The following is a 21,064-nucleotide window of genomic DNA, read 5'->3' as shown; positions in this document are numbered from 1 at the left end:
ACAAGTAGAGATGTGTGCGTAAGAGTCCTCTTCGCACCAATCATGTTCGCGCATCGATCGCTGAGGAGTTCTTGTTGTGACTGATTCTTTCAAAGCCAAGCCTACGAAATACCGTGACGTCGAAATCCGTGCCGCCCGCGGTAACACGCTCACCGCCAAAAGCTGGCTGACTGAAGCGCCGCTGCGCATGCTGATGAACAACCTCGACCCACAAGTGGCCGAAAACCCGAAAGAGCTGGTGGTGTACGGCGGTATCGGTCGCGCGGCACGCAACTGGGAATGCTACGACCAGATCGTCGAAAGCCTCACCCACCTCAACGACGACGAAACCCTGCTGGTGCAATCCGGCAAGCCGGTGGGCGTATTCAAGACCCACAGCAACGCGCCCCGCGTGCTGATCGCTAACTCTAACCTGGTGCCGCATTGGGCCAGTTGGGAACACTTCAACGAACTGGACGCCAAAGGCCTGGCGATGTACGGCCAGATGACCGCCGGCAGCTGGATCTACATCGGCAGCCAAGGCATCGTTCAGGGTACTTACGAAACCTTCGTCGAAGCCGGTCGCCAGCACTACAACAGTGATCTGAAAGGCCGTTGGGTGCTGACCGCGGGCCTGGGCGGCATGGGCGGCGCTCAACCGCTGGCCGCCACCCTGGCCGGCGCATGCTCGCTGAACATTGAATGCCAGCAGGTCAGCATCGATTTTCGCTTGAACAGCCGTTATGTCGATGAGCAAGCCACCGACCTCGACGACGCACTGGCGCGTATCGCCAAATACACCCGGGAAGGCCAGGCGATTTCCATTGCGCTGCTGGGTAACGCCGCTGAAATCCTCCCGGAACTGGTCAAGCGTGGCGTACGCCCGGACATGGTCACCGACCAGACCAGCGCCCACGACCCGCTCAATGGCTACCTGCCGGCCGGCTGGACCTGGGACGAGTACCGTGCGCGCGCCAAGACCGAACCGGCTGCCGTGATAAAGGCCGCCAAGCAGTCGATGGCCGTGCACGTCAAAGCGATGCTCGAGTTTCAGAAACAAGGCATCCCGACCTTCGACTATGGCAACAACATCCGCCAGATGGCTCAGGAAGAAGGCGTGGAAAACGCATTCGACTTCCCAGGCTTTGTACCGGCCTACATCCGCCCACTGTTCTGCCGTGGCATCGGCCCATTCCGTTGGGCCGCGCTGTCGGGCGACCCGCAAGACATCTACAAGACCGACGCCAAGGTCAAGGAACTGATCCCCGACGACGCCCACCTGCACAATTGGCTGGACATGGCCCGCGAGCGCATCAGCTTCCAGGGCTTGCCTGCGCGTATCTGCTGGGTGGGCCTGGGCCAGCGCGCCAAGCTGGGCCTGGCGTTCAACGAAATGGTGCGCAGCGGCGAGCTGTCGGCGCCGGTGGTGATCGGGCGTGACCACCTGGACTCGGGCTCGGTCTCCAGCCCGAACCGTGAAACCGAATCCATGCAGGACGGCTCCGACGCCGTGTCCGATTGGCCATTGCTCAACGCCTTGCTCAACACCGCCAGCGGCGCGACCTGGGTCTCGTTGCACCACGGTGGTGGCGTCGGCATGGGCTTCTCCCAGCATTCGGGGATGGTGATCGTCTGCGACGGAACCGACGAGGCGGCCGAGCGCATTGCCCGCGTGCTGCACAACGACCCGGCCACCGGCGTCATGCGTCACGCCGATGCCGGGTACCAGATCGCCATTGATTGCGCCAAAGAGCAGGGTCTGAACCTGCCGATGATCAAAGGCTGACGCCTGCACTGTAGGAGCGAGCTGGCTCGCGAAGATCATTAACGATGACGCAGGTTTGCAGGATACATGCGGCGCTTATACGGTTTTCGCGAGCAAGCTCGCTCCTACAGGCAATACCCGAACAATCGACAAACAGGCGTGTTGTACAAGCCTGATGGGACGTGGACAAGGCAGGATGCCTTTTGACTGCCGTAATCCATTTCATGATTGGGAGCGTCACACAATGAAAATGCATAAGACCCTGCTGACCACGCTGTTCGCCGCAGGCTTGCTGGCAAGCGCTGGCGCCACCCAGGCAGCCGGCTGGTGCGAGTCGGGCAAGCCGGTGAAGTTCGCCGGCCTGAACTGGGAAAGCGGTATGTTGCTGACCGATGTGCTGCAAGTGGTCCTGGAAAAAGGCTACGACTGCAAGACCGATAGCCTGCCGGGCAACTCCATCACCATGGAAAACGCTCTGGGCAGCAACGACATCCAGATCTTCGCCGAAGAATGGGTAGGCCGCAGCGAAGTATGGAACAAGGCCGAGAAGGCCGGCAAAGTCGTCGGGGTCGGCGCGCCTGTGGTGGGTGCGGTCGAGGGCTGGTACGTGCCGCGCTATGTGATCGAAGGTGACGCCAAGCGCAAGCTTGAGGCCAAGGCGCCGGGTCTGAAAAACATCGCTGATCTGGGCAAATACGCCGCTGTGTTCAAGGATCAGGAAGAACCGTCCAAGGGCCGCTTTTACAATTGCCCGGCCGGCTGGACCTGCGAACTGGACAACAGCGAAATGCTCAAGCGCTACGGTTTGGAAAGTTCCTACACCAACTTCCGTCCAGGCACCGGCCCGGCGCTGGATGCCGCCGTGCTGTCCAGCTACAAGCGTGGCGAGCCGATCCTGTTTTATTACTGGACGCCGACACCGCTGATGGGCCAGGTGGACCTGGTGAAGCTGCAAGAAAAACCCGGCGTGGATAAGCGCGTGACCATCAAGATCGGCTTGTCCAAGGTCTTCCACGAGCAAGCCCCGGAACTGGTCGCGATGCTGGAGAAGGTCAACCTGCCCATCGACCTGCTCAACCAGAATCTGGCGCGCATGAGCAAGGAGCGTATCGAATCACCCGAACTGGCGAAGATTTTTCTCAAGCAGCACCCTGAAGTCTGGCACGCGTGGGTGAGCGAAGACGCGGCCAGGAAAATCGACGCGGCCTTGTAGGTCGAGTGCCCGCGGCTACCCTGAACGGTAGCCGGGACCCGGCCACAATCCACTGGATCGAGAGCACGCTATGTTTCCTGAAAGTTTTACGTTTTCCACTGCCGACTGGGTCAACGGTTGGGTGGACTCACTGGTGACCAACTACGGTGATGTGTTCCGGCATATCTCCGACACGCTGCTGTGGGCCATCGTCAACCTTGAGGGGGTGCTGCGCATGGCGCCCTGGTGGCTGATGCTGGCGATTGTCGGCGGTATTGCCTGGCACGCCACGCGCAAAGTCGTGACCACGGCGGTCATCGTCGGCCTGTTGTTCCTGGTGGGAGCGGTGGGGCTGTGGGACAAGCTGATGCAAACCCTGGCGTTGATGCTGGTTGCTACCGTGATCTCGGTGCTGATCGGCATTCCGCTGGGCATTCTGTCGGCGCGCAGCAACCGCTTGCGTTCGGTGCTGATGCCGTTGCTGGACATCATGCAAACCATGCCCAGCTTCGTGTACCTGATTCCGGTGCTGATGCTGTTCGGCCTGGGCAAGGTGCCGGCGATTTTCGCCACGGTGATTTACGCCGCGCCGCCGCTGATACGCCTGACCGACCTGGGGATTCGTCAGGTCGACGGCGAAGTGATGGAAGCGATCAACGCGTTTGGCGCCAACCGCTGGCAGCAGCTGTTCGGCGTGCAACTGCCGCTGGCCCTGCCGAGCATCATGGCCGGGATCAACCAGACCACCATGATGGCCCTGTCGATGGTGGTCATCGCCTCGATGATCGGCGCCCGTGGCCTGGGGGAAGATGTGCTCGTCGGCATCCAGACCCTCAACGTCGGCCGTGGCCTTGAAGCTGGCCTGGCGATCGTGATTCTCGCAGTGGTCATCGACCGCATTACCCAGGCCTACGGTCGTCCACGGCATGAGGCGAGCAAATGACTACTGTCAGCAAAATCGAAGTGAAAAACGTATTCAAGATTTTCGGTTCCCGCTCCAAGGAGGCGCTGGCGCTCATCGGCCAGGGCAAGACCAAGGATCAGGTGTTGGCCGAGACCGGTTGTGTGGTCGGCGTGAATGACCTGTCCCTGAGCATCGGCACCGGTGAGATCTTTGTGATCATGGGGCTGTCCGGCTCCGGCAAGTCGACCCTGGTGCGCCACTTCAACCGCCTGATCGACCCTACCAGCGGCGCGATCCTGGTGGACGGCGAAGACATCCTGCAACTGGACATGGAAGCCCTGCGCCAATTCCGGCGGCACAAGATCAGCATGGTGTTCCAGAGCTTCGGCCTGCTGCCCCACAAGAGCGTGCTGGATAACGTCGCCTACGGCCTGAAAGTGCGCGGCGAAAGCAAGCAGGTGTGTGCCGAACGCGCGTTGCACTGGATCGAAACCGTGGGGCTGAAAGGCTACGAAAACAAGTATCCGCACCAGTTGTCCGGCGGCATGCGTCAACGTGTCGGCCTGGCCCGCGCCCTGGCGGCCGACACCGACATTATTCTGATGGACGAGGCCTTCAGCGCCCTCGACCCACTGATCCGCGCGGAGATGCAGGACCAGTTGCTGGAGCTGCAGAAGACCCTGCACAAGACCATTGTTTTCATCACTCACGACCTCGACGAAGCGGTGCGCATCGGCAACCGCATTGCCATCCTCAAGGACGGCAAGTTGATCCAGGTCGGCACCCCGCGTGAGATCCTGCATTCGCCGGCGGATGAGTACGTGGACCGCTTTGTTCAGCGGCGGGCGGCGGTGGTCTGATCCGAAAACTGTGGCGCGGCGGCTGGCCTTTCGCGAGCAAGCCCGCTCCCACAGGGGGAATGCATTCCAAAGGTGGGAGCAAGCCCACTCCCACAGAGGGAATGTATTCACAAGGTGGGAGCAAGCCCACTCCCACAGAGGGAATGTATTCACAAGGTGGGAGTAAGCCCACTCCCACAGGGGAATGCTAGCAAAAGGTGGGAGCGGGCTTGCTCGCGAAAGGGCCGGCAGAGCTGCACAAAAAATCAGGAAGGTATGAAGATGTCCCAGGCTGAAACAATCATCATCGCCGATGCCCCGCTGCGTTGGCGGGACGTGGTCGCCGTGGCTCGTCACGGCGCGCTGCTCGAACTGTCGGGCCAGGCCTGGGCCCGCATCGACAATGCCCAGTCCATCGTCCAGCGCATCGTCGCCAGCGGCGAGCGCGCCTATGGCGTCAACACCGGTCTGGGTGCCTTGTGCAACGTTTCGCTCAAGGCTGAGCAACTGAGCCAATTGTCGCGCAACACCCTGCTCAGTCACGCCTGCGGTGTGGGCGCGCCACTGAGCAACGAGCAGACCCGCGCGATTATCTGCGCCGCGATCATTAATTACAGCCAGGGGAAATCCGGCCTGCACCCGCAGGTGGTGCATGGGTTGCTGGCGCTGCTCAACCATGGCATTACCCCGCAGGTGCCGTCCCAGGGGTCGGTGGGTTACCTGACGCACATGGCGCATGTCGGCATTACCTTGCTCGGCGTCGGCCATGTCAGCTATCGGGGCCGCAGCGTTGCGGCCCATGAAGCGCTGGCCGCCGAAGGCTTGCAGCCGTTGGTGCTGGGGGCCAAGGACGGTCTGTGCCTGGTCAATGGCACGCCCTGCATGACGGGTTTGAGCTGCCTGGCGCTGGCCGATGCCCATCACTTGCTGCAATGGGCCGATGTGATCGGGGCCATGAGTTTCGAAGCGCAGCGCGGCCAGATCGACGCGTTCGATGAACAGGTCATCGCTCTCAAGCCACACCCCGGCATGCAGCAAGTCGGTAGCAACCTGCGGGCGCTGCTGGCCGGCAGTCAAGTGATTGCCGCAAGCAAGGGCATTCGTACCCAGGATGCCTTGAGCATGCGTTCGATTCCCCAGGTTCATGGGGCCGCCCGCGACCAGTTGGAGCACGCCACCCGGCAGGTCGAAACCGAACTCAACGCGGCCACCGACAATCCCCTGCTGCTGGGCACGCCGGACAACTACCGCGTGGTGTCACAAGCCAATCCTCACGGGCAGTCCGTGGCCCTGGCGGCGGATATGCTGGCCATCGCCATGGCGGAAATCGGCTCCATCGCCGAGCGCCGTCTGGATCGCCTGATCAATCCACATGTCAGCGGCCTGCCGGCGTTTCTGGTGAGCGATCCCGGGGTCAACTCGGGAATGATGATTGTGCAGTACGTCGCCGCTTCCCTGTGCGGGCAGAACCGTCAACTGGCGCAGCCGGCGGTACTCGACAATTTCGTCACCTCGGGCCTGCAGGAAGACCACCTGAGCATGGGCACCAACGCCGCATTGAAGCTGCACGCGGTGTTGGAAAACGTCACCCGGATCCTCGCCATCGAGTACCTGCTGGCGTCCCAGGCGTTCGAGTTTCTCAAGCCGCAGCGGTTTGGCGTGGGGACCGATACCGCCTGGCGCCTGTTGCGGGAACAGGTCGCGGCCTACGATCAGGATCGCTGGTTGGCGCCGGACATCGAGACCGCAACGACGCTGCTCAAGAACCCTGATTTGCTGAACCACGCTTTACCGAATGTGCACTGAAAACCAATTCAACAAGGAGCATGAATGTGACTGCGCTAAATCTGATTCCAGGCCAACTGAGCCTTGCCCAACTGCGGACTATCTACCAGCAGCCGGTCGCCCTCAGCCTGGATGACAGCGCCACGGCGCAGATCGAAGCCAGCGTCGCCTGCGTGGAGCAGATTCTCGCCGAGAACCGCACCGCCTATGGCATCAACACCGGTTTCGGTCTGCTGGCTTCGACCCGCATCGCCAGTGAAGACCTGGAAAACCTCCAGCGTTCCCTGGTGTTGTCCCACGCTGCCGGCGTGGGTGTACCTATCAGCGATGAGTTGGTGCGACTGATCATGGTGCTCAAGGTCAACAGCCTGAGCCGGGGTTTCTCGGGGATTCGCCGGCAGGTGATCGACGCGCTGATCGCGCTGATCAACGCCGAGGTATACCCGCATATTCCGTTGAAAGGTTCAGTCGGTGCTTCCGGCGACCTGGCGCCGCTGGCCCACATGTCCCTGGTACTGCTGGGCGAAGGCAAGGCGCGTTACAAGGGGGAATGGCTGGAGGCTACTGAAGCGCTGAAAATCGCCGGCCTCGCGCCGCTGACCCTGGCTGCGAAAGAAGGTCTGGCGCTGCTCAACGGTACCCAGGTGTCCAGCGCTTTCGCGCTGCGCGGGCTGTTTGAAGGTGAAGACCTGTTCGCGGCGGCGCTGGCCTGTGGTGGCCTGACGGTGGAGGCCGTGCTGGGTTCGCGCTCGCCGTTCGACGCACGTATTCATGCGGCCCGGGGGCAACGGGGGCAGATCGATTCTGCCGCGGCCTATCGCGATCTGCTGGGTGAGAGCAGCCAGGTTTCCCAGTCCCATCAGAACTGCGACAAGGTACAAGACCCGTACTCCCTGCGTTGCCAGCCGCAAGTCATGGGCGCCTGCCTGACCCAGTTCCGTCAAGCCGCTGAAGTGCTGGTGATCGAAGCCAACGCGGTGTCGGATAACCCGCTGGTATTCGCCGCCGAAGGTGACGTGATTTCCGGCGGCAACTTCCACGCCGAGCCGGTGGCCATGGCCGCCGACAACATGGCCCTGGCCATCGCCGAAATCGGCTCCCTGAGCGAGCGCCGCATCTCGTTGATGATGGATAAGCACATGTCGCAATTACCGCCGTTCCTGGTGGGCAATGGCGGGGTCAACTCCGGTTTCATGATCGCCCAGGTGACAGCGGCGGCCCTGGCCAGTGAAAACAAGGCGTTGGCCCATCCCCATAGCGTCGACAGCCTGCCGACATCCGCGAACCAGGAAGACCACGTTTCCATGGCCCCGGCGGCCGGTAAGCGGCTGTGGGAAATGGCCGAGAACACTCGCGGGATTTTGGCCGTTGAATGGTTGGCCGCGTGCCAGGGCCTGGATCTGCGCGCCGGCCTGAAAACCTCGCCGAAGCTGGAACAGGCCCGGGGGATATTGCGCAGCAAGGTAGCGTTTTATGAGAAGGACCGGTTCTTTGCGCCGGACATCAACGCCGCCAGTGAGTTGTTGGCCAGCCGTTGCTTGAATGAGCTGGTGCCTGGGCAGTTGTTGCCGAGTTTGTGAAGAGGGCGCCGATTCTGGTCGCTGTCAAAGTCGGCGTTCGACTCGCACTCTCAGGTCTCAGGATTGAGACCAGGCAACTCGGTCAGTCCCCTCACCCCTCTGGGCAAATTTTGCCTCAACGCTTAAATCCAAGCAGATAGGGCTGTTGTGGCGAGCGGGCTTGCCCCGCGTTGGGCTGCGAAGCAGCCCCAGGAAGTCGAATGCGCTGTATTAGATACTTCGTAGCGGCTGGTTTTGGGGCTGCTTCGCAGTCCAACGCGGGGCAAGCCCGCCCGCCACAGGGACATTTGTCAGTTTCTGAAAATTATGTAGATACCTATGCCCTCTGGGTAGAGGGTTAGGGTGGATCTCCCGGGTGCCGAGCGTTCCCGGTCACCCCTTCCATTCTTCTCCGGACAAAAATAATTAGGGACGAGAAATGCACCAGCAACAACAGGGTTTAAAACGCGGCCTGAACGCCCGCCACATTCGCTTCATGGCCCTCGGGTCCGCCATCGGCACCGGGCTGTTCTACGGTTCCGCCTCCGCCATCCAGATGGCTGGCCCGGCGGTACTCCTGGCCTACCTGATCGGCGGTGCCGCGGTCTTCATGGTCATGCGCGCCCTCGGCGAAATGGCCGTACACAACCCGGTTGCGGGCTCCTTCGGCCAGTACGCCAGCACCTACCTGGGACCCATGGCCGGGTTTGTCCTCGGCTGGACCTACGCATTTGAAATGATCATTGTCTGCCTGGCGGATGTCACCGCGTTTGGCATCTACATGGGCTTCTGGTTTCCCGAGGTCGCGCGCTGGATCTGGGTGCTGGGCATCGTCCTGCTGATTGGCGGGCTGAACTTGTGCAACGTCAAAGTCTTTGGCGAAATGGAGTTCTGGCTGTCACTGCTCAAGGTCGGGGCCATTGTCGCGATGATCCTCGGCGGCTTCGGCATCATGCTGTTCGGCGTTCATGCCGCCGGTGCCGCGCCGGCTACCGGGCTGAGTAACCTGTGGGCCCACGGTGGCTTCATGCCCAATGGCCTCGGTGGCTTGATCGCATCCTTCGCGGTGGTGATGTTTGCCTTTGGCGGCATCGAAATCATCGGCATCACCGCAGGCGAAGCCAAGGACCCGCAGCGTGTCATTCCGAAGGCGATCAACGCCGTGCCGTTGCGTATCCTGCTGTTCTACGTGCTGACGCTGTTTGTGCTGATGGCGATCTATCCATGGCCGCAGATCGGCAGCCAGGGCAGCCCGTTCGTGCAGATCTTCAGCAACCTGGGGATTGGCTCGGCGGCCACCATCCTCAACATCGTGGTGATTTCGGCGGCCGTCTCGGCCATCAACAGTGACATCTTCGGCGCCGGGCGCATGATGTACGGCCTGGCCCAGCAAGGGCAGGCGCCCAAGGGTTTTGCGCAACTGTCGCGGCAGGGTGTGCCGTGGATGACCGTGCTGGTCATGGGCGCAGCGTTGTTGGGCGGTGTGGTGTTGAACTACCTGATTCCGGAAAACGTATTCCTGGTGATCGCCTCGATTGCCACCTTCGCCACCGTCTGGGTGTGGCTGATGATCCTGTTTACGCAAGTGGCGATGCGCCGCTCGATGAGCAAGGAACAGGTCGCCGAACTGAAATTCCCGGTGCCGTTCTGGCCCTATGCGCCGGCCGCGGCGATTATGTTCATGCTGTTTATTTTCGGTGTGCTGGGCTACTTCCCGGACACCCAGGCCGCCTTGATGGTCGGTGCCGTGTGGATCGTGCTGCTGGTGATCGCCTACCTGCTATGGGTCAAACCGGCTGCCGGGCAAGCCGCCAAGGTCCACTACGACCCGGCTTTTTCTCACTGATAACGGATGGAGGCGTGGATGAAAACGCTTTGGCAACACTGCCACATCGCAACCATGGCTCAAGGCAAGTACTCGATCATCGAGGATGCCGCGATGGTCACGGCCGGTACGCTGATCGAATGGATCGGCCCACGGGCACAGCTACCGACTGGCGATTACGCGCAGATCCAAGACTTGCAAGGCGCGTGGGTCACGCCCGGGCTGATCGACTGTCACACCCACGCGGTGTTTGGCGGCAATCGCAGCGGCGAGTTCGAGCAGCGCCTGCAAGGGGTGAGTTATGCCGAGATTGCTGCGGCCGGCGGCGGCATTGCCAGCACTGTACGGGCGACTCGCGCGGCCACGGAAGAGCAGTTGTTCGCCAGCGCCCACAAACGCTTGCGCAGCCTGCTGCGCGACGGTGTGACGACGGTGGAGATCAAGTCCGGCTATGGCCTCGACCTGGTCAGCGAGCGCAAGATTTTGCGCGTGATTCGTCGTCTCGGTGAAACGCTGCCGGTCAGCGTGCGCGCCACCTGCCTGGCGGCTCACGCCTTGCCGCCGGAATACACGGAGCGCGCCGACGCCTACATCGAGCATATCTGCAGCGAGATGCTACCGGCCTTGGCCGCGGAAGGCCTGGTGGACGCAGTAGATGCCTTCTGCGAGTACCTGGCGTTTACGCCGGCGCAGGTCGAGCGAGTGTTTGTCGTCGCCCGGCAACTCGGCTTGCCGGTGAAACTGCACGCCGAACAGTTGTCGTCCCTGCACGGCTCCAGCCTGGCCGCGCGCTATCAGGCGTTGTCGGCCGATCACCTGGAATTCATGACCGAAGACGACGCCATCGCCATGGCCGCCGCAGGCACCGTCGCCGTGCTGTTGCCGGGGGCGTTCTACTTCCTGCGCGAAACCCAGCTGCCGCCGATGGACGCCCTGCGCAAGCATGCGGTGAAGATCGCCATTGCCAGTGACCTGAACCCCGGCACCTCGCCCGCGCTGTCCGTGCGCCTGATGTTGAACATGGCCTGCACCCTGTTCCGTATGACCCCGGAAGAAGCCTTGGCCGGCGTTACGCAACACGCCGCCACCGCCTTGGGCATGGGCGCTACCCACGGCTCGTTGGAAGTCGGCAAGGTCGCCGACTTCGTGGCCTGGCAGATCGATCGTCCCGCCGACCTGGCGTATTGGCTGGGTGGCGAGCTGGATAAACGCGTCGTGCGCCATGGCGTCGACGTCACCGTGTAAGGAGTACCGTTGTGGATAACGTTCTGAATTTCAAGCAAGGCCGCGTACCACTGCTGATCAGCATGCCCCATGCCGGCCTGCGACTGACGCCCGCGGTGGAGGCCGGGCTGATTGCGCAGGCACAAAGCCTGCCGGACACCGACTGGCATATTCCCCGATTGTATGACTTTGCCGAAGCGCTGGGCGCCAGTACCCTGGCCGCCGAGTACTCGCGCTTCGTCATCGACCTCAACCGGCCCGCCGACGACACACCGTTGTACGTCGGCGCCACCACCGGTCTGTATCCGGCGACGCTGTTTGAGGGGGTACCGCTGTTTCGCGAAGGGATGGAACCGTCGAAAGTCGAACGATCGACTTACCTGGAGCAGGTCTGGATGCCTTATCACCAGACCTTGCACGCCGAACTGGCGCGGCTCAAGGCCGAGTTCGGCTACGCCTTGCTGTTTGATGCCCATTCGATCCGTTCGGTAATCCCGCACCTGTTCGAGGGCAAACTGCCGGATTTCAACCTCGGCACCTTCAACAACGCCGCCTGCGATCCGCAACTGGCCAGCCAACTTGAAGCCATCTGTGCTGAGCATCGGCAATACACCCATGTTCTGAACGGACGCTTCAAGGGTGGCCATATCACCCGTCACTACGGCAATCCAGCGGAAAATATCCACGCGGTGCAACTGGAGCTGGGGCAGTGTACCTATATGGAGGAGTTCGAGCCGTTCAACTATCGAGCGGATCTGGCCGAGCCGACGCGGGTGGTGCTCAAGCAACTGTTGCAAGGTTTGCTGGCATGGGGGCAGCAGCGCTATGCCTGAGGCTGTCGGTAGATTGTAGGTGGTTTCTTTTCTTGGCGTAGTCCAGGTCTTGTTCGGCAAATTGTCGCCTTACGTTGATTGAGCGCTTTTTCTGGCTGGGATTAAGGTCTTTCCTCGACTCTCTCAGGGAAGACGCGCGCATGGATGTCTATACCAAAACCTTGAATCAAACCGGCTTTGCGTTGAATGCGGTGCTGGACCCCGTCGCGCAACAGTTTGTCGAGTTTACCCAAGGCGCTTCGCTTCCGGTTCTGGAACTGGGGTGTGCGTATGGCATGTCGAGCCTGGCATGCCTGGGCAACCGCGTGACGCTGATCCTCAACGATCTGGATGAGCGTCATCTGCGCAGCGCTATGGAACGTTGCCCGGTGCACCAGCGAAACCATCTGGTGCTGCTCCCCGGTGACTTGGAAAGCTTGCCAATCCAGGAGCGCTCACTCGCCGCGATCTTGTGCTGTCGCGTTATTCATTTCTTCGATCCGGACAAGGTGCTGCGTTCGCTGGCACGTGTGCGTCACTGGCTGGCCCCTGGGGGCAAGGCATTTTTCACGGTGGAATCGCCGTACCTGGGGATTTGGCCGAAGTTCTACGAAGACTTTCAACGGAGACGCCACCAAGGGCTGCTTTTTCCGGGCCATATGCGCGTGCGCGACTACGTTTGCGATAACGCTATTGCCGCCAACCTGCCAGAATGGATGAACCTCTTCGATGTTGAAACGCTGAGCGAGGTGTTCAGAGTCAGTGGTTTTCAGGTTGAGTCATGCCAATTCATTCCTCGGCCCTACTTCTTTGAACAATTGCGGCTTGATGGCCGTGAGAGCGTGGGCATCATTGCGGTGAAGCGCTGAGGTGGCACGCTGTGCACCTCGTGATACACCATTGGTTCATGGCTGTTTGCGGGCGGCTGACACAGGTCTGAGTCCTCAAGGACATGCTCATTGCACAATTCGGGTTTATGATGCCAGACGGCAAAAAAACAGACGTCCCCCCAGGGATGGACCCGACCCCTTACGGAGTGCGCAATGCAGACTTTGTACCCGCAGATCAAACCCTACGCCCGGCACGATCTGGCCGTCGATGAAACCCATGTGCTGTATGTCGATGAGAGTGGTTCCCCGGAAGGCTTGCCGGTCGTGTTCATCCATGGCGGCCCTGGCGCCGGTTGTGACGCCAATAGCCGCTGCTATTTCGATCCGAACCTGTACCGCATTGTCACCTTCGACCAGCGCGGTTGTGGTCGTTCGACGCCACGGGCCAACCTGGAAAACAACACCACCTGGGACCTGGTGGCCGACCTCGAGCGGATTCGTGAGCACCTGGGCATCGAAAAATGGGTGCTGTTCGGCGGCTCCTGGGGTTCGACCCTGGCGCTGGCCTACGCGCAAACCCATCCCGAACGCGTGCACGGCTTGATTGTACGGGGCATTTTCCTGGCCCGCCCCCAGGACATTCAGTGGTTCTACCAGGCCGGCGCCAGCCGCTTGTTTCCAGACTACTGGCAGGACTACATCGCGCCCATCCCCCAGGAGGAGCGCCATGACCTGCTCAGCGCTTACCACAAACGCCTGACGGGCAACGACCAGATCGCCCAAATGCATGCCGCCAAGGCCTGGTCCACCTGGGAGGGTCGCATGTTGGGGCTGTGTCCGAACCCGCAGATCATCGAGCGGTTCGCGGAGCCTCAGCGGGCCTTGTCGATTGCGCGCATTGAATGCCATTACTTCACCAACAATTCTTTCCTCGAGCCCAATCAACTGATTCGCGACATGCACAAGATCGCTCACTTGCCGGGCGTCATCATTCATGGTCGCTACGACATGATTTGCCCGCTCGATAATGCCTGGGAGCTGCATCAGGCCTGGCCGAACAGTGAGTTGCAGGTGATTCGCGAGGCGGGCCACGCGGCTTCCGAACCCGGCATCACCGATGCGTTGGTGCGTGCGGCGAGCGAGATGGCACGGCGCCTGCTTGATTTGCCGCCTGAAGAAGCATGAAGGGGCTTTTGCAGCGGGTGCGTGGCGCCCGAGTCGAAGTGGCGGGGGACGTGGTCGGCGCGATAGACCAGGGTTTGTTGGTGCTGGTGGCTGTCGAGCCTTCAGATACGCTCGAAAGCGCCGACAAATTGCTGCACAAGCTGCTTAACTACCGGGTGTTCAGTGACGATGAGGGCAAGATGAACCGCTCGTTGAAGGACATTGCGGGCGGTTTGCTGCTGGTGTCGCAGTTTACTTTGGCTGCGGATACCAAGAGCGGCCTGCGGCCAAGCTTCTCCACGGCGGCGCCGCCGGCGCTGGGCGAAGCGCTTTTCGACCACTTGCTGGCACAAGCGCAACAATTGCATGGCACGGTCGCGTCGGGGCGTTTTGGCGCGGATATGCAGGTGCATCTGGTGAATGATGGCCCTGTCACCTTCCTCCTGCAGACCTGAATGTATGAAAAACGACGTTTAACGCCTGAAAGCGCAAGTTTTCGCTACAAATACTTCGTTGCCCCTGCTGCGTTATTTCACGGGCTACTAGATAATCGCGCGCTACGGGGGATCAGCGTTAATTGGTCCATTTTTGACTTAGGTAGAGTCTTGTCCGATGACCATTGGGGAATCATTTAGCCCCTCAGGAGTCGGAACAATGCTCGCCAACCTGGCATATAGATAGCTGGCCGTTGGTTTCATGATCTGTTTTCGGCGAGGGTTGCTCGTGATTGTTAGTCCCTGTAATGCACCAAAATTGTCTGCCAAACGGTTACGAAACGCACTGGTAACGGGCTCTGCCCTGTTTTGCCTGTTCGGCGCGGGTCAACTGTGGGCATTCAGTCTGGAGGATGTGTCGGCCAAGGCAAAAGAGCTGGCCGGGCAGAAATACGAAGCCCCGCGCAGCAATCTGCCGAACGAGTTTCGCGAAATGAAATTCGCGGATTACCAGAAAATTCGTTTCCGCAATGAAAAAGCCGAATGGGCCGATCAGAAAACTCCGTTCAAGCTGTCTTTTTATCACCAGGGTATGCACTTTGATACGCCGGTGAAGATCAATGAAGTCACGGCCACTGATGTCCACGAAATCAAGTACGACCCGACGCGTTTCGATTTCGGCGACGTCAAGTTCGATCCCAAGGCGACCGAACAGCTGGGTTACGCCGGCTTTCGCGTGCTGTACCCGATCAACAAGGACGACAAACAAGACGAAATCATGACCATGCTCGGCGCCAGCTATTTCCGCGTCGTGGGTAAAGGTCAGGTGTATGGCCTGTCCGCCCGTGGCATGGCGATCGACACCGCGCTGCCGTCAGGCGAAGAGTTTCCGCGTTTTACCGAATTCTGGATCGAGCGTCCAAAACCGGGTGACAAGCACCTGGTGATCTTTGCACTGCTGGATTCGCCACGGGCCACAGGCGCTTATCGCCTGATCCTGCGTCCGGGCACCGACACCATTGTCGACGTCAAGTCGCAGATGTTCCTGCGCGAAAACGTCAGCAAACTGGGCGTGGCACCGTTGACCAGCATGTTCCTGTTCGGCGCCAACCAGCCGTCCAAGGTCCTCAACTACCGTCGTGAACTGCATGATTCCAGCGGCCTGTCGATCCATGCCGGCAACGGCGAGTGGATCTGGCGCCCACTGAACAACCCCAAACACCTGTCGGTCAGCAACTTCTCGGTGGAAAACCCGCGTGGTTTCGGCTTGTTGCAACGTGGCCGTAATTTCAGCCAATACGAAGACCTTGACGACAACTACGACAAGCGCCCAAGCGCCTGGATCGAGCCCCAGGGCGATTGGGGCAAGGGCTCCGTCGATCTGGTCGAGATTCCGACCGCCGATGAGACCAACGACAACATCGTGGCTTTCTGGAGCCCGGCAGAATTGCCCAAGCCGGGCGAGCCGCTGGACATCAGCTACCGCCTGCACTGGACCCTCAACGATGCGCCGTTCCACTCGCCTGACAGCGCTTGGGTCAAGCAGACCCTGCGTTCCACCGGTGACGTGAAGCAATCCAACCTGATCCGCCAGCCAGACGGCAGCGTGGCTTATCTGGTGGACTTCGAAGGCCCGTCCCTGAAGGCCTTGAAAGAAGATGCCCCGGTACGTAGCCAGGTCAGCGTCGGTGAAAATGGCGAAATCGTGGAAAACAGCGTTCGCTACAACCCGCACACCCAAGGGTGGCGCCTGACCCTGCGCTTGAAGATCAAGGACGCCGGGAAACCGACTGAAATGCGCGCTGCGCTGGTCCAGGATATCGTCGCGCCGGAGGCGGAGAAGGTTTCGTCCCAAGTCCTGAAAACTGACAAGGCCCTGGCCAAGCAGCACGAGAAACAGGCCAAAAAAGACGCCAAGGACAAGCAAGCCAAGCAGCCAGAAGCTGCCCCAGCCACTCCGGAGCCGACCAAGACTGAGCAAGTCCTGACCGAAACCTGGAGCAATCAGTTGCCTGCCGATGATTAATTCCCAAGTACAGCCAGAAACGCTTGCCGAGTACCTGGCGCATCTGCCGATGACCGATGAGCAGCGTGCCGAACTGGCAGGCTGCACGTCCTTCTCTGAATTGCATGAGCGTCTTTCGTCCTCGACGTTTGATGCTCCGGTCGATGCCGCACAGGCATCGGTGGGGCGGCGGTTGACCCTCAACAGCGCCGAGGAACTGGCGGAAGCCGAAATGCTGGCGCTCGACGCCAGCGGTCGGGTATGCCTGAAGGCCACGCCACCGATCCGTCGCACCAAAGTGGTGCCCGAGCCTTGGCGCACCAATATCCTGGTGCGTGGTTGGCGTCGCCTGACCGGGCGCACCAACCCGCCAGCCCCGAAAAAAGACGAGCGTGTGCTGCCGGCTGCGCGCTGGCGCACCGTGGGCTCGATTCGCCGCTACATCCTGTTGGTGCTGATGCTCGGCCAGACGATTGTTGCCGGCTGGTACATGAAAGGCATCATGCCGTACCAGGGCTGGTCCTTCGTCGATATGGAAGAAATCCGCAACCAGACGCTGCTGCAAACCGCTACCCAAGTGCTGCCTTATGCCCTGCAAACCAGCATTCTGATTCTGTTCGGGATTCTGTTCTGCTGGGTGTCTGCGGGTTTCTGGACGGCGCTGATGGGCTTTCTCGAATTGCTCACCGGCCACGACAAATACCGTATTTCCGGTAAAAGTGCTGGCGATGAGCCGATCCCCAGGGATGCCCGCACCGCGCTGGTGATGCCGATCTGCAACGAAGATGTACCTCGGGTGTTTGCCGGTCTGCGAGCGACGTTCGAGTCGGTGGCTGCCACCGGTGACCTGGATCGTTTCGACTTCTTTGTCCTCAGTGACAGTAACGACGCCGATATCTGCATCGCCGAACAGCAAGCCTGGCTTGATGTGTGCCGCGAAGCCGGTGGTTTCGGCAAGATCTTCTATCGCCGCCGCCGCCGCCGCGTCAAACGCAAGAGCGGCAACCTCGACGACTTCTGCCGTCGCTGGGGCGGTGATTACAAGTACATGGTGGTGCTCGACGCCGACAGCGTGATGAGCGGTGAATGCCTGACCAGCCTGGTGCGTTTGATGGAGGCCACGCCGGACGCCGGGATCATCCAAACCGCGCCACGGGCCTCGGGCATGGACACGCTGTATGCGCGCATGCAGCAGTTCGCGACCCGCGTCTATGGTCCGCTGTTCACCGCCGGCCTGCACTTCTGGCAACTGGGTGAGTCGCATTACTGGGGTCACAACGCGATTATCCGCATGAAGCCGTTTATCGAGCATTGCGCCCTGGCGCCGCTGCCCGGTAAAGGCGCGTTTGCCGGTGCGATCCTCTCCCACGACTTCGTTGAAGCTGCACTGATGCGCCGTGCTGGCTGGGGCGTGTGGATTGCCTACGATTTGCCTGGCAGCTACGAAGAGCTGCCGCCGAACCTGCTGGATGAACTCAAGCGTGACCGTCGCTGGTGCCACGGTAACCTGATGAACTTCCGCCTGTTCCTGGTCAAGGGCATGCACCCGGTGCACCGCGCCGTATTCCTCACCGGGGTGATGTCGTACCTGTCGGCGCCGTTGTGGTTCTTCTTCCTGGTGCTGTCCACCGCTTTGCTGGCGGTTAACACCCTGATGGAGCCACAGTACTTCATGGCGCCTCGCCAGTTGTACCCGTTGTGGCCGCAATGGCATCCGGAGAAGGCGGTGGCGCTGTTCTCCACCACTATCGTGTTGCTCTTCCTGCCGAAACTGTTGAGCATCATCCTGATCTGGGCCAAGGGCGCGAAAGAGTTCGGTGGCAAGTTCAAGGTGACCTTGTCGATGCTGCTGGAGATGCTGTTCTCCATGTTGCTGGCGCCGGTACGGATGATTTTCCACACCCGCTTCGTGCTCGCCGCGTTCCTCGGCTGGGCCGCGACCTGGAACTCGCCGAAACGCGATGACGACTCCACGCCGTGGGGCGAGGCGGTCAAGCGTCACGGTCCGCAGACCTTGCTCGGCTTCTTCTGGGCATTGCTGGTGGTGTGGTTGAACCCGAGCTTCCTGTGGTGGCTGGTGCCGATCGTCGGCTCGCTGATGCTGTCGATACCGGTGTCGGTGATTTCCAGTCGGGTCAAGCTGGGCCTCAAGTCCCGCGACGAAAGCCTGTTCCTGATCCCCGAGGAATACAATCCGCCCCAGGCGCTGCTGTCGACTGACCAATACACCCATGAAAACCGCTGGCATGCATTGAATGACGGTTTTGTACGGGCGGTGGTCGATCCGCAGCAGAACGCATTGGCCTGTGCCCTGGCGACCTCTCGCCATGGTCAGGCGGAGCCGATTGAGTGGCTGCGTACCGAGCGTGTTCGCCATGCGTTGAAGGTCGGCCCGGCCGGTCTCGACAACGGCGAACGTCTGGCCTTGCTCAGCGACCCGGTCGCCCTGGCTCGCTTGCATGAGCAAGTCTGGAGCGAAGGTCACACCGAGTGGCTGGGGGCCTGGCGTGGTTCGGTCGAATCCGATCCGCATGCGCCGTTGCTGCCGCTCAAGCCACTGGTGTCGCAGGCTCAGCCAGCCTGATTCGGACGCCCCCGAGGCAGGTCTCGGGGGCGTTTGAAGCGTTACTCCTACAGCGTTTGCGCCTTCTGCTCTATCTGCATAACTCCTTGTTATTTCGAAACAAAAGACCTTTGCTCAAGGCATATTGCGGTGCCTGGGAGTGGGTTAGGATCGCCCCCCGAAATCTGACTCGGCCGTCTCTGGTTTGCGCTCAAACCGCAAGGCTCGGCACGCGGCTGATCAATGAAAAAAGGGGTGTTGCATGATCACAAGGTATTTGTCGGTGCTGCTGCTGGGCATCGTCACGTTTTTTCACCTGGACCTGGCGCGGGCGGGTGCCATCGATGATGCCGTACGGCGTGGGGTGCTGAAAGTAGGGACTAACCCCGCCTATATTCCCTTTGAAATGACCGACAAGCGTGGGCATATCGTTGGCTTCGAGATCGATCTGCTGCGGGAAATGAGCAAAGCGCTGGGTGTGGAACTGGAGCTGGTCCCGGTGGCCTATACCGATCTGATCCCGGGCCTGTTGGCCGACCAGTTCGACATGATTGGCAGCGGCATGACGGTGACCCAGAAGCGCAACCTGCAGCTCAACTTCAGCGACGCATTCATCATTGTCGGCCAGACCATCCTGCTTCATCCCAGGCTGGCAGGGCAGGTCAGCAGTGTCGAAGACTTGAACGAGGCCGGCTATCGGATCGCGGCTACGGACGGCACCACGGGAGAAGCTGCGGCCCAGCGTTTTTTGGGCGCGGCGCACTTGCGCAGTTTTCCGACACCGGAGGAAGGTGTGCGGCAGTTAGTCGACGGTGAGGTCGATGCATTCATTCATGATGCGCCCTACAACCTGATCGCCATGGTCAAGCCGCAAAACCGCGAGCTGTTGGCCCTGGAGCAGCCCTTTACCTACGAACCGCTGGCGTTTGGCTTGAAAAAGGGCGATTACGACAGTCTTAACTGGATCAATCATTTTCTCAATCAGATAGCCCAGGATGGCACCTATGATCGGCTGCATGACAAGTGGTTCAGGGACACGGACTGGCTGTCGGAGATAGATTGACGCGCATGGCCGCCCACACATAGACAACGGGCCCGGTTCCTGCAGGGGAGGTGCCAGCGCTGTTTTTCCCTGGGGCCTGACAGGTTTTTTCTGTCATAACCGCCAACAAATCCCGGCTAGACCTTTGTAGCGATGGTCGAGTGGGTTAGCATCGCTGCGCTAAGAATAGTGCAGCCCGACTGGGGGCTGACCGCACAATAAAATGAGTTCAGGGGACTTGGTGATGAAAAAGTATCTTTCGATGCTGTTGCTCGGCGTCACGTCGTTGTTGGCCGTCAGTGCGGCCCAGGCGGGTGCGATTGACGACGCGGTCAAGCGCGGGACGCTGAAAGTCGGCATGGACCCGACCTACATGCCGTTCGAGATGACCAACAAACGTGGTGAGATCATTGGCTTTGAGGTCGACCTGCTCAAGGCGTTGGCCAAGTCCATGGGTGTCAAGCTGGAGCTGGTCTCCACCGGTTACGACGGCATCATCCCGGCATTCCTGACCGGCAAGTTCGACATGATCGGCAGCGGCATGACCCTGACCCAAGAGCGCAATCTGCGCCTCAACTTCAGCGAACCCTTCATTGTGGTTGGCCAGACCCTGCTGATTCGCAAGGAGCTGGAAGGCACCATCAAGTCCTACAAAGACCTCAACGACGAAAAATATCGCCTGACCTCCAAGCTCGGCACCACCGGCGAGATGCAGGCCAAGAAGTTGATCTCCAAGGCCAAGTACCACGGCTACGACAACGAGCAGGAAGGTGTGCTCGACGTGGTCAACGGCAAGGCTGACGCGTTCGTCTATGACGCACCGTACAACGTCGTGGCAGAGAAAAAAGTTGGCAACGGCAAGCTGGTGCACCTCGACGAACCCTTCACCTATGAGCCGCTGGCCTTTGGCCTGAAGAAGGGCGACCACGACAGCCTCAACTTCATCAATAACTTCCTGCACCAGATCAAGCACGACGGCACCTACGATCGCCTCCATGACAAGTGGTTCAAGAGCTCCGAGTGGCTCAAGGACATGGAATAAAGCTGTTCGAATACCGAGTCGCGCCTATCGCGAGCACGCCCGCTCCCACCTTTGGAAAGCCTTCCAAGGTGGGAGCGGGCGTGCTCGCGATGTCGCTGAC

Annotated in this window: 16 protein-coding genes; all 16 read left to right on the top strand. The window is 60.5% G+C overall.

Annotated features, from left to right (window positions below):
• Nucleotides 1-76 precede the first annotated feature (76 nt).
• The 16 genes from hutU (at nt 77) to AC6CIA_RS09970 (ending at nt 20,964) form a co-directional block, all read left to right on the top strand.
• Entirely contained in the window at nt 77-1,765 is a 1,689-nt protein-coding gene (gene hutU / locus AC6CIA_RS10045; RefSeq protein WP_498311734.1) for a urocanate hydratase, read from the top strand.
• A gap of 223 nt (nt 1,766-1,988) precedes the next feature.
• Nucleotides 1,989-2,957 carry an ABC transporter substrate-binding protein gene (locus AC6CIA_RS10040; protein ID WP_498311733.1) on the top strand — a complete coding sequence of 323 codons (969 nt, stop codon included), beginning with the start codon at nt 1,989-1,991 and terminating at the stop codon, nt 2,955-2,957.
• A 70-nt stretch (nt 2,958-3,027) separates the two neighbouring features.
• Nucleotides 3,028-3,879 (top strand): ABC transporter permease, encoded by an 852-nt coding sequence (locus AC6CIA_RS10035; RefSeq protein WP_498311732.1) that lies wholly within the window; start codon nt 3,028-3,030, stop codon nt 3,877-3,879.
• Nucleotides 3,876-4,700, top strand: coding sequence for a quaternary amine ABC transporter ATP-binding protein (locus tag AC6CIA_RS10030; protein ID WP_017738814.1), 825 nt, complete (start codon nt 3,876-3,878; stop codon nt 4,698-4,700). Before AC6CIA_RS10035 ends, AC6CIA_RS10030 begins: the two co-directional genes overlap by 4 nt.
• A 261-nt stretch (nt 4,701-4,961) precedes the next feature.
• On the top strand, nt 4,962-6,485 hold the full coding sequence (hutH, locus tag AC6CIA_RS10025; RefSeq protein ID WP_498311731.1) for a histidine ammonia-lyase: 1,524 nt from the start codon (nt 4,962-4,964) through the stop codon (nt 6,483-6,485).
• A 20-nt stretch (nt 6,486-6,505) separates the two neighbouring features.
• Complete coding sequence (hutH, locus tag AC6CIA_RS10020) at nt 6,506-8,044, top strand: histidine ammonia-lyase (protein WP_498311730.1); 1,539 nt, start codon at nt 6,506-6,508, stop codon at nt 8,042-8,044.
• A 418-nt stretch (nt 8,045-8,462) separates the two neighbouring features.
• Nucleotides 8,463-9,869 (top strand): amino acid permease, encoded by a 1,407-nt coding sequence (locus AC6CIA_RS10015; RefSeq protein WP_498311729.1) that lies wholly within the window; start codon nt 8,463-8,465, stop codon nt 9,867-9,869.
• A gap of 18 nt (nt 9,870-9,887) precedes the next feature.
• A complete protein-coding gene (gene hutI / locus AC6CIA_RS10010; RefSeq protein ID WP_498311728.1) occupies nt 9,888-11,093 on the top strand; it encodes an imidazolonepropionase in 1,206 nt (401 codons plus the stop codon).
• Between the two features lie 11 nt (nt 11,094-11,104).
• On the top strand, nt 11,105-11,905 hold the full coding sequence (gene hutG / locus AC6CIA_RS10005; protein ID WP_498311727.1) for an N-formylglutamate deformylase: 801 nt from the start codon (nt 11,105-11,107) through the stop codon (nt 11,903-11,905).
• A 140-nt stretch (nt 11,906-12,045) separates the two neighbouring features.
• Nucleotides 12,046-12,753: a class I SAM-dependent methyltransferase gene (locus AC6CIA_RS10000; protein WP_498311726.1), complete on the top strand. Its 708-nt coding sequence runs from the start codon at nt 12,046-12,048 to the stop codon at nt 12,751-12,753.
• Between the two features lie 174 nt (nt 12,754-12,927).
• Nucleotides 12,928-13,899, top strand: a complete 972-nt coding sequence (gene pip / locus AC6CIA_RS09995) for a prolyl aminopeptidase (RefSeq protein ID WP_498311725.1) — start codon at nt 12,928-12,930, stop codon at nt 13,897-13,899.
• Complete coding sequence (gene dtd / locus AC6CIA_RS09990; protein ID WP_498311724.1) at nt 13,896-14,333, top strand: D-aminoacyl-tRNA deacylase; 438 nt, start codon at nt 13,896-13,898, stop codon at nt 14,331-14,333. Before pip ends, dtd begins: the two co-directional genes overlap by 4 nt.
• Nucleotides 14,334-14,601: 268 nt before the next feature.
• Nucleotides 14,602-16,338, top strand: coding sequence for a glucan biosynthesis protein G (locus AC6CIA_RS09985; protein ID WP_498311723.1), 1,737 nt, complete (start codon nt 14,602-14,604; stop codon nt 16,336-16,338).
• Nucleotides 16,331-18,901, top strand: coding sequence for a glucans biosynthesis glucosyltransferase MdoH (gene mdoH, locus AC6CIA_RS09980; protein ID WP_498311722.1), 2,571 nt, complete (start codon nt 16,331-16,333; stop codon nt 18,899-18,901). The genes AC6CIA_RS09985 and mdoH overlap by 8 nt, the downstream gene beginning before the upstream one ends.
• Before the next feature lie 241 nt (nt 18,902-19,142).
• Nucleotides 19,143-19,943, top strand: a complete 801-nt coding sequence (locus AC6CIA_RS09975) for a transporter substrate-binding domain-containing protein (RefSeq protein WP_498311721.1) — start codon at nt 19,143-19,145, stop codon at nt 19,941-19,943.
• Between the two features lie 223 nt (nt 19,944-20,166).
• Nucleotides 20,167-20,964 (top strand): transporter substrate-binding domain-containing protein, encoded by a 798-nt coding sequence (locus AC6CIA_RS09970; protein WP_498311720.1) that lies wholly within the window; start codon nt 20,167-20,169, stop codon nt 20,962-20,964.
• Nucleotides 20,965-21,064: the final 100 nt, after the last annotated feature.

Source organism: Pseudomonas sp. GQ91 (genome assembly GCF_059758795.1).
Note: the sequence above shows the minus strand (reverse complement) of the source record. Positions and strands in the feature narration are given on the sequence as shown.